The sequence below is a fragment of the Polaribacter sp. OB-PA-B3 genome, from assembly GCF_054589375.1.
In genome coordinates this window covers 206,704-219,886 of record NZ_BAAIIX010000004.1, presented here as the reverse complement: position 1 = coordinate 219,886, position 13,183 = coordinate 206,704, and the positions used below count along the sequence as shown (strand labels likewise).

At 31.0% G+C, this 13,183-nt stretch carries 12 protein-coding genes and 1 tRNA gene; 3 read left to right on the top strand and 10 right to left on the bottom strand.

Annotation, left to right across the window (positions count from 1 at the left end; translation table 11 throughout):
* Nucleotides 1-4: 4 nt before the first annotated feature.
* Entirely contained in the window at nt 5-658 is a 654-nt protein-coding gene (locus ACYPV9_RS09655; RefSeq protein ID WP_299065128.1) for a TetR family transcriptional regulator C-terminal domain-containing protein, read from the bottom strand.
* Between the two features lie 202 nt (nt 659-860).
* Here ACYPV9_RS09655 and ACYPV9_RS09650 point away from each other — a divergent pair, with 202 nt between their 5' ends.
* Entirely contained in the window at nt 861-1,955 is a 1,095-nt protein-coding gene (locus ACYPV9_RS09650; RefSeq protein WP_459743310.1) for a formylglycine-generating enzyme family protein, read from the top strand.
* Between the two features lie 36 nt (nt 1,956-1,991).
* Here ACYPV9_RS09650 and ACYPV9_RS09645 read toward each other — a convergent pair.
* A tRNA-Pro gene (locus ACYPV9_RS09645) sits at nt 1,992-2,066 on the bottom strand.
* 192 nt (nt 2,067-2,258) lie between these two features.
* On the opposite strand from ACYPV9_RS09645, the gene trxB reads away from it, so the two are divergent.
* The gene (gene trxB / locus ACYPV9_RS09640) at nt 2,259-3,206 is read left to right on the top strand and encodes a thioredoxin-disulfide reductase (protein ID WP_459743308.1); all 948 of its coding nucleotides are present in this window, start codon (nt 2,259-2,261) and stop codon (nt 3,204-3,206) included.
* 76 nt (nt 3,207-3,282) lie between these two features.
* Here the strand turns inward: trxB and ACYPV9_RS09635 are convergent, their stop codons facing one another.
* The 8 genes from ACYPV9_RS09635 to ACYPV9_RS09600 form a co-directional block, all read right to left on the bottom strand.
* Complete coding sequence (locus tag ACYPV9_RS09635) at nt 3,283-3,729, bottom strand: KTSC domain-containing protein (protein ID WP_299065133.1); 447 nt, start codon at nt 3,727-3,729, stop codon at nt 3,283-3,285.
* Nucleotides 3,730-3,794: 65 nt separating this feature from the next.
* Nucleotides 3,795-4,184 carry a hypothetical protein gene (locus tag ACYPV9_RS09630; protein ID WP_299065135.1) on the bottom strand — a complete coding sequence of 130 codons (390 nt, stop codon included), beginning with the start codon at nt 4,182-4,184 and terminating at the stop codon, nt 3,795-3,797.
* Nucleotides 4,177-5,145 carry a M20/M25/M40 family metallo-hydrolase gene (locus tag ACYPV9_RS09625; RefSeq protein WP_459743305.1) on the bottom strand — a complete coding sequence of 323 codons (969 nt, stop codon included), beginning with the start codon at nt 5,143-5,145 and terminating at the stop codon, nt 4,177-4,179. The genes ACYPV9_RS09630 and ACYPV9_RS09625 overlap by 8 nt, the downstream gene beginning before the upstream one ends.
* 25 nt (nt 5,146-5,170) lie before the next feature.
* Nucleotides 5,171-6,040: a septum formation inhibitor Maf gene (locus ACYPV9_RS09620; RefSeq protein ID WP_459743303.1), complete on the bottom strand. Its 870-nt coding sequence runs from the start codon at nt 6,038-6,040 to the stop codon at nt 5,171-5,173.
* A gap of 143 nt (nt 6,041-6,183) precedes the next feature.
* Nucleotides 6,184-7,980, bottom strand: coding sequence for an acyl-CoA dehydrogenase family protein (locus tag ACYPV9_RS09615; protein ID WP_299065140.1), 1,797 nt, complete (start codon nt 7,978-7,980; stop codon nt 6,184-6,186).
* 23 nt (nt 7,981-8,003) lie between these two features.
* Nucleotides 8,004-9,194, bottom strand: coding sequence for an acetyl-CoA C-acyltransferase (locus ACYPV9_RS09610; RefSeq protein ID WP_079738307.1), 1,191 nt, complete (start codon nt 9,192-9,194; stop codon nt 8,004-8,006).
* 6 nt (nt 9,195-9,200) lie between these two features.
* Complete coding sequence (locus tag ACYPV9_RS09605; protein ID WP_459743301.1) at nt 9,201-11,603, bottom strand: 3-hydroxyacyl-CoA dehydrogenase/enoyl-CoA hydratase family protein; 2,403 nt, start codon at nt 11,601-11,603, stop codon at nt 9,201-9,203.
* Nucleotides 11,604-11,614: 11 nt separating this feature from the next.
* Nucleotides 11,615-12,073, bottom strand: coding sequence for a MarR family winged helix-turn-helix transcriptional regulator (locus ACYPV9_RS09600; RefSeq protein ID WP_299065146.1), 459 nt, complete (start codon nt 12,071-12,073; stop codon nt 11,615-11,617).
* Between the two features lie 178 nt (nt 12,074-12,251).
* On the opposite strand from ACYPV9_RS09600, the gene ACYPV9_RS09595 reads away from it, so the two are divergent.
* The gene (locus ACYPV9_RS09595; RefSeq protein WP_459743298.1) at nt 12,252-13,181 is read left to right on the top strand and encodes an ABC transporter ATP-binding protein; all 930 of its coding nucleotides are present in this window, start codon (nt 12,252-12,254) and stop codon (nt 13,179-13,181) included.
* Nucleotides 13,182-13,183 lie beyond the last annotated feature (2 nt).

Below are 13,183 nucleotides of genomic sequence, written 5' to 3'. Positions count from 1 at the left end.
GGTATTAATTAAAGTTAATTTTTTCTTTAAGTATAAATTTTCCAAAATCAATAATGCTTTTTAAAGGTTTCACATCAATTAAATCAAACCTTGCATTAATAGATTTTTCAATAAAAATATCCGTCTTTTCAAAAGAAGGAGACGTGTCATCCAGCCAAAATTTCATAGTAACAATTAACTGTAACCAAGAAGATTCTTGTATTGTTTTGTCTTGAATTTTTTCTAATTTTTCTTGTTTTAAATCAATTTTTTCGATACCAATGTTGCTAACGAAAATTTTATAATCTTCGCGTAACTGTTTTAAATAGCTTAAACTTTTTAAATCTTTATTTTCTTTTAACGCATAAACTACATAGCTTCTGTTTGCAGTTAAAATTTCAAAAAAAGTAAAGTAAAAACTTAACAATTTATTTCTAGCGTCATAAGTTGGATAATCTTCACTTTTAGCTAATACTTTTATAGTATGGTTAAAGAATTCACTAAAAATAGATTCCTTAATTGCTTCAAAAGAACCATAAAATTTATAAAAATCTGCTTCCTCAAAATTATTTTCTTTAGCAAAACTAAAAACAGTTTTTGGGTCATGATTGTTTTCTAGTACAAACTCCATGTACCAAGAAATTAAGTTGTCTTTTGTGATGTTTTTCTTACGAGCCATATAGATTAAATTTTATGTAAAGATACAAATGTTTAACAATATTTCAATTTAGTTAAACAATAATATTTTGTTAATACTAATTTTATTTTTTAAGAATTTTTTATTCAAGTGTTTTCCTTTAAAAACATATATTTACAATAGATATTTCTGATGTATAAGATACGAAATTATTAAACTATAAACTATTTAATTATATTATTAAATGAATATGAACAAACATGTAATTGTCTCTCTAACAGCGTTTAATTTGTTTTTTCTGGTAAGCTGTAACTTTAGGAAAGAGCAAGAGAAAACTACCTCAAAAAAATCTACATCATTAAAAAAGACTAAAACTGATGCACCTAACGAAATGGTTTGGGTTGCTTCTAAAACTTTTTTAATGGGCGCAAAACCAGGTGATCAGTTTGCGATGATGAGAGAAAAGCCAGCACATAAAGTTTATGTAGATGGATTTTATATTGATAAAAATGAAGTTACCAACCTTCAGTTTAAAAAATTTGTAGAGGCTACTAATTATATTACAACTGCAGAAAAACCAATTGATTGGGATGAAATAAAAAAAGATTTACCTCCAAATACGCCAAAGCCTGCAGATTCTATTTTACAACCAGGAAGTTTAATTTTTAATAAAAGTGCAGGTAAAATTATTTCGATGAATAACTATCAACAATGGTGGAGTTGGAAAATTGGTGCAAATTGGAAGCATCCAGAAGGACCAGGAAGTTCTATCGAAGGTAAAGACAATTACCCTGTAGTGCATGTAAGTTATAGTGATGCATTAGCATATTGCAAATGGGCAAACAGAAGATTGCCAACAGAAGCAGAGTGGGAAGCTGCAGCTCAAGGTGCAAATAAAGATAATATTTTTGTTTGGGGTAATAATAAAGAGGCTTTAAATAGTAGTGCCAATACTTGGCAAGGAACTTTTCCTACAGAAAATAACTCGGTAGATGGTTTTGAATATATTTCTCCTGTAGGTTCATATCCAGCTAATAATATTGGTCTTTACGATATGGCAGGAAATGTTTGGGAAATGACTTCAGACTTATTTAATGTGAATTATTATAGTACTTTAAATACAAATGAAGTCTTAAATAATCCTAAAGGAGCAGAAAAATCATATTCACCTGCTAATCCTTATCAATTAGAATATGTGATGAAAGGTGGTTCATTTTTATGTCATGAATCTTACTGCGCAAGTTTTAGAATATCGGCAAGAATGGGAATGGAGCCAAGTTCTAGTTCAGATCATATAGGTTTTAGAACAGTAGTTACTAAAGAAATGTTAGAAAAATAAAAAAGCTTAAAAATCGTTAGATTTTTAAGCTTTTTGTCGGGGTGGCAGGATTCGAACCTGCGACCTCCTCGTCCCAAACGAGGCGCGATGACCGGGCTACGCTACACCCCGAAAATGATTTCTCATTTAAGGATTGCAAATATATAATAATATTTAGAAACTAAAACCTTTTTCATTAAAATATTAGTGATTTTTAAAGAATTAAAATTAATTATATTTTCATTATTAAAATTTATAAACATTCGTTCTAATAACTTGTAAAAAGGTATATTTTTACATTACAAAATTCGATACAAATTTATTATGTCAGATACAGTAGAAAAAATAAAATGTTTAATCATAGGTTCAGGTCCTGCGGGTTACACAGCGGCAATTTATGCAGCAAGAGCAGATATGAAACCTGTAATGTATACAGGTATGCAAATGGGCGGGCAATTAACAACAACAACAGAAGTTGATAATTTTCCTGGGTATGCAGATGGTACAGATGGTACTGCAATGATGGAAGATTTAAAAAAGCAAGCAGAACGTTTTGGTACAGAAGTTCGTTTTGGTCTTGTAACTAAAGTAAATCTTAGTGATAAAGTTGGTGGTATACATAAAGTTATTGTTGATGAAACTAAAGAGATTGAAGCAGAAACAATAATTATTTCTACAGGTGCAACAGCAAAGTATTTAGGACTAGAAAGCGAACAACGCTTAATTGGCGGAGGTGTTTCTGCATGTGCAACTTGCGACGGATTCTTTTATAAAGGACAAGATGTGGTTGTTGTTGGAGCAGGGGATACTGCAGCAGAGGAAGCTACTTATTTGGCTAATATTTGTAATAAAGTAACTTTATTAGTGCGTAAAGATTACATGAGAGCATCTAAAGCAATGCAACATAGAGTTAATAAAACTGCAAATATTGAGGTTTTATTTAATACAGAAATCGATGAAGTTTTAGGTGATAATGTAGTTGAAGGAGTTAGAGCAATAAATAATCAAACTAAAGAAACTCATGATATTTCTGTAACTGGTGTCTTTATTGCAATCGGGCACAAACCAAATTCAGATTTATTTAAAGGAGTTTTAGATATGGATGAAACAGGTTATTTAATAACAAAAGGAAAATCTACAAAAACTAATTTACCAGGTGTATTTGCTGCTGGAGATATTCAAGATAAAGAATACAGACAAGCCGTTACTGCTGCAGGTTCTGGTTGTATGGCAGCATTAGACGCAGAGCGTTATTTAGGTGCTTTAGAATAATATTGATTTATTCCCATAAAAAAAGAGATTACAATTTAAGTAATCTCTTTTTTTTGTATGTGAAATACAATGTTATTTAAACTGTTGCAGATGCTTTCATAGATTTTCTGTAGGTAAATTTGTTAAAGATATTTCTTCTACCAAAATTATTCATAGATTTTGCATTTACAAATTTTCCAAATAGAACTTTACTAACACCAAAATATTCGTACTTATTACCATCTGTAAATGTTACTTCTAATAGCATACTTTTATGATGCCAATCTGCTACTTGAAATTCTGTAATCGTTTTTTTATAAGCCTCTAAGTTAGCAGCTTTAGTCTCTGGAGCAATACTAACCAAGAAGTGATATCCGTCAATAATTTGTGTACTTTTAATTTCAGCTTCTTCTTTATCTGCTTCATCTTGAAATTTATCAGGATGCCACTCTTTAACCAATCCTCTATAAGATTTTTTCAATTCTTTTAAATCTATAGGGCCTTCTACTTTAAAAAGTTTTTTATATTCTTTAATACGTTTCATTGCTTTGTTTTCAAATTGCGTGCAAAAGTATTGATAAAAAAGAGATTAGCTATTTTTAAAATGCTTTATTTTAATAATTTTACGAATACATAAGAAAAAAACACGAAAAATAAGAGGTCGTTAATACCGTAAATAGCATAAAAAACGCCTGCCATTTTATCTTCTTCAAAGATTACTGTTACATTATTAGATAATCTCCATTGAATCCAGATGATGCCATAAATTAATTTTTCAATCGCAAAAACAGCAATTAACCATTTTACTTTGTAATAGTTTTTAGAAACAGAAAGATAAGCTAAACCCCAAACTATAATCATCAATAAACCAAAATTAGACATTACTGCAGTGTCATACTTATTTATTGTTTGGTTTGTAAAAAGTCTAGATAAAATTAAAATTGCAAAAACATTTGTACAACCGGCAATAATAAATCCTTTTTTGATAAAATTATTCATATGTTAAATTTGAATCGAAATTTTCGATAGATTTTATAATTAATTTTACTGCTTCTATGTAAAAATCTTGATTAATGTTTTCGAATGTATCTGTGTCTTTATGATAATCTTTATGATCTTCTACACCAAAATAAATAAAAGGAATTTTTTCTTTATGAAATACTCTGTGGTCCGAAGAATAGGTCCAATTATCTAGATTTTTATCATCTGCATTGTCATGACCAAACAATAAATTAATTGGTGACTCTATGTTTTCTAAACTTTTTAGAAGTTTAGGATAATGATGTATACCTGCTGCATAAAGCTGTAAAGAGTCATTGTGAGCAATCATATCCATATTAATATTTAGTACAATTTTATTTTTCTTTTTATAATTTTTAAGCCAATAATCTGCGCCTAAAGAACCAATTTCCTCGGCATCTACTGCCGCAAAAATTAATGTGTGTTTTGGTTTGGTATTTTTAAAATAATCGGCAATTGCAATTAATGCAGCTGTACCAGAAGCATCATCATCTGCACCATTATAAATTTTACCATTTTTAATGCCTAAATGATCTAAATGACCAGTTATAACTATGGTTTTGTCGATGCTTCCAGTAATTTTACCTATAACATTTCCGCCAAATACAGTTGTATCTTTTATTTTAGAAACATTTGAATCTATATTTTCAATAGGATACATTCTTTGTCTTCTTTTGCCAGAAAAAGTGTACGGAAATTTATGAATATAGTTAGTCGATTCTTCAGTTTCTAAACCAATTTCTTTAAATTTAGTTGCGATATATTTTTGAGCTTTATAATTTCCGGGTTTAGAAAATCCTCTACCTTCTAGATCGTCACTAGATAAATACTTTATTCCGTCTATCAATAATTTCTTGTTTATAGATTTTTCTTTTTCAGATTTATTACAACTTAGTGTTATTACTGATAAGACAATTACTAGAAGGTTGTTTATTTTCATTATTTTTAAGTTTAATTATTAGAGTTTACAAACCTAAAGCTTTTCTTTCTTCAGTATTTCCTTTTTTGTTTTTACGCCAATAAGGTGAAAGAATTGTTTTAATTTTTGTTGCTGTAGTTGTGTGTTTTGTGTTATTTATAGTTAAAAATTCTTCCCAATATTCTATGGTGTAAGGAAATTCTTTAGTCAATTTAATGGTAAGTTTTCTTTTTAAAGTTGGATAAAAAATAGAAAAATATAGAAACCCCTTAATTTCCTTCAATGATGTTTCGGCATCATATGCCATAATTCGTTTGTGATTTAATGCTAAATATTCGAAAGACGGAATAATCTTCATACGACCAATCGTAATATTTTTTGGGTTTAATCTTAATTGATTCCATAATTCATTTTCTAATATATCCTTTTTTAATCCTATTTTTCTATCAGTATTATTTTCAAAATAAGAGTGAAAATCAATTTCAAATTTTTCTCGATTATTTAATTGTGCAAATGTATTACCACACCATTCTTGTGATGAAAAAGAAATTTTTATTGTCTTTTTATCGCTATTAATAGGAGAGAAGGTGCTTGTCATTAAGGAATAAGGGTATATGCCAGTGACAAATTTTTTTGTGCTATTTAACTTTAATACAGGTATTGTAGATTTACTCTTAACATCGGCTTTTACTTGTTTTTCTGGTAGAAAATCTTCAGTAACATAAATATTTACCGCAGTTCCTTCATAAACCTCGCCATAACGAGATTGTTTTAATTTATAGGACGTTATTTCTGCTTTACCTTGATACCAATAATCTTTAAAATTTTTTTTTTGATTTTGGGCTTTAATTTTATTCTTTTCCGAAGTGCAAAAAATAAAAAGAATGCTAGTTATTATAGAGACAGAGATTTTCATAACAAGTTTCATCAGTAATAATTTACCAACTAAGTTACAATTATTACTCGTATAAAAAAAGACCATCCTTTAACAGATGGTCTCTCAAACAAACAACTAAATTCAAAAACCTTGGATAAGTTTAAGAAAATTTTATAAATATTTTAGAAGCAGTATTTATTTTCTGCTTTCACTTTTTCTGCGATTTCGTTACGTAAATCTACAATATCTGGGTAGTTTGTATATTTAGTAAAACGCTTTAACCCCATTAACATCATACGCTGTTCATCACCTTCAGCAAAAGAAATAATACTTTCTTTACCTTTTTCTTCGATAATGTCTACTGCGTGATATAAATATAATTTAGACATTGCAATTTGTACAGATTGAGACTCTTCTCCAAAACGTTTTGCGTTTTTCTCTGTTCTTAAAATTGCAGATTCTGCCATATAAATTTCAATTAATATGTCTGAAGCAGCGATTAATAATTGTTGATGAGACTCGATTTCTTGCCCATATTTTTGAAGTGCTGCACCAGCAACCATTAAAAATGTTTTCTTTAACTTGGCAATCATGTGTTTTTCTTCTGAAAATAACTCAGAATAATCTGGAGTTTCAAAAGAAGGAATTCCCATTAAACTATTAGCTACTTCTGTTGCAGGTCCTAACAAGTCTACATGACCTTTCATTGCTTTTTTAATAAGCATTCCAACAGAAAGCATTCTGTTAATTTCGTTTGTACCTTCGTAAATTCTAGCAATTCTAGCGTCTCTCCAAGCAGATTCCATAGGAGTTTCCTCAGAGAACCCCATTCCACCAAAAATTTGAATACCTTCATCTGCGCAACTTTGTACGTCTTCTGATACGGCAACTTTTAAGATTGAACATTCTATTGCATATTCTTCTACACCTTTAAGTTCTGCTTCTTGGTGTGTATTACCCGCAGCAACTCTTAAAGCGATTCTATCTTCGATGTCTTTCGCAGCTCTATAAGAAGCAGATTCGCCAACATATGCATTTGTAGACATTTCTGCTAATTTTACCTTAATTGCACCAAAATCTGCAATAGGAGTTTTAAATTGCTTACGCTCTGTAGCGTATTGTGTTGCATATGTAATAACTCTTCTTTGAGAATCTAAACATGCTGCAGCTAATTTAATACGACCAACATTTAAAGCATTCATGGCAATTTTAAAACCTTCACCACGACCTGCTAACATATTTTCTACAGGTACTACTGTATCGTTAAAAAATACTTGACGAGTTGAACTTGCACGAATACCCAATTTGTGTTCTTCTTCACCTAAAGTAATTCCGTTTGCATTTTCTGGATCATATTCTACAATAAAGCCAGTAATGTTTTTATCATTTTCTATACGAGCAAAAACAATCATTAAACTACAAAAACCTGCGTTTGAAATCCACATTTTTTGCCCGTTAATCTTGTAAGACTTTCCGTCTTCCGAAAGTTCTGCTGTTGTTTTTCCAGAGTTTGCATCAGAACCTGCACCAGGTTCCGTTAAACAATAAGCCCCAAACCATTCTCCGGTAGCTAATTTAGGAACATATTTTTCTTTCTGTTCTTGTGTACCATATAAAGTAATTGGCATTGTACCAATACCTGTGTGTGCACCAAAAGCTGTACTAAAAGATCCAGTTCCAGAAGATATGTAATCACAAGTTAACATTGTAGATACAAATCCCATACCCAAACCACCAAATTCTTCGGGTACTGCAACACCTAAAAATCCTAATTCACCAGCTTTACGCATAACTTCTTCTGTTAATGCATAATCTTTAGCTTCGAAACGAGCTTTATGAGGAATAATTTCTCTATCATTAAATTCCATCACAGCTTCCTTCATCATTTGTTGCTCCTCTGTAAAGTCTTCTGGAGTAAATACGTTTTCGCAGTTAGTTTCTTTTACTAAAAACTGTCCGCCTCTTAATAATTCTGACATTTTCTTGTTTGTTTAATTTGTTATTAACTAAGGAATTCGAATACACCAGCAGCACCTTGCCCTGTTCCAACACACATGGTCACCATTCCGTATTTATTTTTCATATCTCTTTTACGCATTTCATCGAATAATTGTACCGATAATTTTGCGCCTGTACAACCTAAAGGATGACCTAAAGCGATTGCACCACCATTTACATTAACAATATCTGGGTTTAAATTTAGCTCTCGCATTACTGCTAAAGATTGCGAGGCGAAAGCTTCGTTTAATTCGATTAATTCGATATCATTTTGCTGTAAACCTGCTTGTTTTAATACCTTCGGTATTGCAGCTACAGGACCAATTCCCATTATTCTAGGTTCTACACCTGCAGCAGCATAATTTACTACTCTTGCAATTGGTTCTAAGTTTAATTCTTTAACCATTTCTTCGCTCATTACCATAGCAAATGCTGCACCATCACTCATTTGAGATGAATTACCAGCGGTAACACTTCCTCCAGCAGCAAAAACTGGTCTTAATTTATTTAGTACTGCAGTAGAAGTTCCTTTTCTTGGTCCTTCATCTTTATTTACAGTATATTTTCTAGTTGCTTTTTTACCGTTTGCATCTAAATAAGTTTCTTCAACTTCTATAGGTACAATTTGATCTTGAAAACGATTTTCTGCTTGAGCTCTTAACGCTTTCATATGAGAATTATAAGCAAATTCATCTTGATCTTCTCTCGATACTTTAAATTGATTTGCAACTGCTTCTGCAGTATTTCCCATTCCCCAATAATAATCGGCATGACCATCTTTAATAGTATCGTAATTTAATTCTGGCTTAAATCCAGTCATTGGTACAGAACTCATGCTTTCCGCTCCACCAGCAATTATACAATCTGCCATACCAGCTTGAATTTTTGCAGCTGCCATTGCAATTGTTTCTAATCCTGAAGAACAAAAACGATTTACTGTAACTCCTGGTACATCAACAGAGTTTAATCCTATTAAAGAGATAAAACGAGCCATGTTTAATCCTTGCGAACCTTCTGGCATTGCGTTACCAACAATTACATCATCTATACGTTTTACGTCTAAATTTGGTAATTCTTTCATCATGTGTTGGATTGTTTCTGCACCCAACTCGTCTGCACGTTTAAATCGAAAAACACCTTTTGGAGCCTTTGCAACTGCAGTTCTATATGCTTTTACTATATATGCTGTTTTCATAAAATTTTAGTTTCTTAAAGGTTTACCAGTTTTTAACATTGCTTGAATTCTTTCTAACGTTTTACGTTCTGTACATAACGATAAAAATGCTTCACGCTCTAAGTCTAATAAATACTGCTCTGTAACCAATGTTGGTTCAGATAAATCTCCACCTGCCATAACATAAGCTAACTTATTGGCTATTTTCATGTCGTGTTGTGAAATGTAATTAGAATGTTCCATAGAATCTGTTCCAACTAAAAACATACCTAATGCTTGTTTACCTAATACTTTTACATCTTTTCTTGTTGCTGGTTGTGTATAACCGCTTTCTGCCATTAATTTAGCATGAGCTTTCGCAGTCGCAATTTGTCTGTCTTTATTAACAACAACTATATCTTTTCCTTTTTGAAGTAAGCCTAAATCGAAAGCTTCGTGTGCAGAAGTAGATACTTTTGCCATACCAATAGTTAAAAAGTTTTCTTGTAAAATGTTTAATTCAACATCTCCTTTTTGAAAAGAATCTGAAGCTCTTAAAGCCATTTCTTTAGAACCACCACCACCAGGAATAACACCAACACCAAACTCTACTAGTCCCATGTATGTTTCTGCGGCTGCAACAACTTTATCTGCATGTAAAGATATTTCACAACCACCACCTAAAGCCATACCATGAGGCGCAGAAATAGTTGGTATTGATGAGTAACGCATGCGCATCATTGTATCTTGAAAATATTTGATAGCATAATTTAATTCATCATATTCTTGCTCTACAGCCATCATAAAAATCATACCAATATTTGCACCAACAGAGAAATTTGCCGCTTGATTACCAACAACTAAACCTTGAAAATCTTTTTCAGCTAAGTCGATACCTTTATTAATTCCTGCTAAAACATCTCCACCAATGGTGTTCATTTTAGATTGAAATTCTATATTTAAAATTCCGTCTCCTATATCTTCGATAACTACACCAGAATTTTTAAATACTTGATTTGATTTTCTGATGTTATCTAAAATAATAAATGATTCTTGACCAGGTTTTTTTGTTTGAGCTTTAGAAGCAACATCATAAAAATAAGTTGCGCCATCTTTAACAGAATAAAAAGATTTAGAACCAGCAGCTAACATTTCTGTTACCCATGCAGCAGGTTCATATCCTTCAGCTTTCATTAATTCGATACCTTTTTCTACACCAACAGCATCCCAAATTTCAAAAGGTCCGTTTTCCCAACCAAAACCAGCTTTCATTGCATCGTCAATTTTATACAATTCATCAGAAATTTCTGGAATTCTATTTTGAACGTATGCAAACATTGCTGAAAAGTTTTTTCTGTAAAACTCACCAGCTTTATCTTTACCACCAACTAATACTTTAAATCTGTCGATTGGTTTATCTATTGTTTTAGTTAATTCTAACGTTGCAAATTTTGCTCTTTTTTTAGAACGATACTCCATCGTATCTAAATCTAACGTTAAAATTTCTTTTTTACCATCTACAACAGCTTTTTTGTAGAAACCTTGTCCGGTTTTGCTACCCAACCACTTGTTTTCCATCATTGTATTGATGAAACCAGGAAGTTTAAAAAGCTCATGAGCTTCGTCATTAGGACAGTTTTCGTAAATACCATTAGCAACATGAACTAAAGTGTCTAAACCAACAACATCTACAGTTCTAAAAGTAGCCGATTTAGGCCTACCTATTACCGGACCTGTTAATTTATCTACTTCTTCTACTGTTAAACCTAATTCTTTAACTTGATGAAATAAAGATTGGATTCCGAAAATACCAATTCTATTTCCAATAAAAGCTGGCGTATCTTTGGCTAAAACAGATGTTTTACCTAAAAACTTCTCGCCATACATCATTAAAAAGTCTGTAACTTCTTGTTTACAATCTGGTCCAGGAACAACTTCAAAAAGTTTTAAATATCTTGGCGGATTAAAAAAGTGTGTTACAGCAAAATGCTTTTGAAAATCTTCACTTCTTCCTTCATTCATAAACTTGATAGGAATACCAGAAGTATTAGAAGAAATTATTGTACCCGGAGTTCTGTATTTTTCTAATTTTTCGAAAACTATCTTTTTTATGTCTAGTCTTTCTACAACAACTTCCATAATCCAATCTACGTCTGCAACCTTTGCAATGTCATCTTCTAAATTACCAGTAGTAATTCTTTTTGCAAATTTTTGATTGTATATTGGAGAAGGTTTCGATTTTAAAGATGCTGTTAGTGCATCATTAACCAATCGGTTTCTAACAACTTTGTCTTCTAACGTTAGTCCTTTTGCTTTTTCTTTATCGGTTAGTTCTCTTGGAACTATGTCCAATAAAAGAACTTCTACACCAATATTTGCAAAATGACAAGCAATACCGCTTCCCATAATTCCGGAACCAATAATTGCTACTTTTTTAATTCTTCTAGTCATTTGTTTGATTTTTATACTGCTTTATTGTTGATTTCTTTATAAATTTCTTTATCTGCTATTAATTTGTTTATAGTAGAAGTAACTTTAAAAAAACCTTCTAAATCATTTGCAGTAACATTATTTATTACTGTTTCATTAAATTGAATAACATGGCCTTTAGAAATTTTACGCATTTCTTTACCGTATTCTGTTAATTTAACAATTACACTTCTACCATCGTCAGGATTTTTTTCTCTACAAATAGCCCCTTTATCTTCCATGTTTTTTAATATTCTAGAAAGACTTGTAGGTTCCATACCCATTAACGGTCCTAACGCTGTAGATGGCGTTCCGTTTTGTTTATCAATATTTAACAAAACAAAAGCTGTAGCCATTGTGCTATTATGTGTTAACGCTTGTTCGTTATACAATTTTGCAACGGCTTGCCATGTTGCTCTTAATTGATGATCTATTGATTTATTTTTATTCATTGGTTCAAATATAATAAAATTTATTATGCGTGCATAGTAAATTTTAAAAAAGTTATGCATGCATAGTAAATTTAACATAAAATTAAACTGTAACGTTTTTAGTTGATGCTATACTAATAGTTATAAAATATGTAATTTTGTTAGGGTTTTTACCTAATTTGAAAATCTACTATAATCAATGAAGAATTTATTAGAAATTAATAATGTAGTTAAAAGATACGGAGATTATACTGCGTTAAATAATGTTTCACTTGCAATTCCTAAAGGAAGTGTATATGGTTTATTAGGGCCAAACGGCGCAGGTAAAACTTCTTTAATTAGAATTATAAACCAAATAACAATGGCAGATAGTGGTTCTGTTATATTAGACGGAGAAAAATTAGCACCACATCATACAGCCCAAATTGGTTATTTGCCAGAAGAACGTGGTTTGTATAAGTCTATGAAGGTTGGTGAGCAAGCTTTGTATTTGGCACAATTAAAAGGATTAAGTAAATCAGAAGCAAAAAAAAGATTAAAGTATTGGTTCGAAAAGTTTGATATTTCTGCTTGGTGGAATAAAAAAATTGAAGAACTTTCTAAAGGAATGGCGCAAAAAGTACAATTTATTGTTACTGTAATGCACAATCCTAAATTATTAATTTTTGATGAACCCTTTTCTGGTTTCGATCCTATCAATGCGCAATTAATAGCCAAAGAAATTTTACAGTTAAGAGATGAAGGTGCAACAATAATTTTTTCTACTCACAGAATGGAGTCGGTAGAAGAAATGTGCGATGAAATTGCTCTGATAGACAAATCAAATAAAATATTAGACGGTAAGTTAGACGATATTAAACGCCAGTTTAGAACAAATACCTTTCAAGTGGGTTTAAACACCCAAAACCCTTTAGAAGTAGAGCGTATTTTAAAAGAGAGTTTTAAAGTGTATCCATCAGATTTTAAATTATTGAATGATAGTTTAACGTTAAATGTAAAAATTCCAACAGGTAAAACGGCAAATGAATTGTTATCCTTTTTAACAAATAGAGGTGAAGTTCAACATTTTGTAGAGCTTATACCAAGTGCAAACGATATTTTTATTCAAGCAATAAACAAAAATAATTAAGA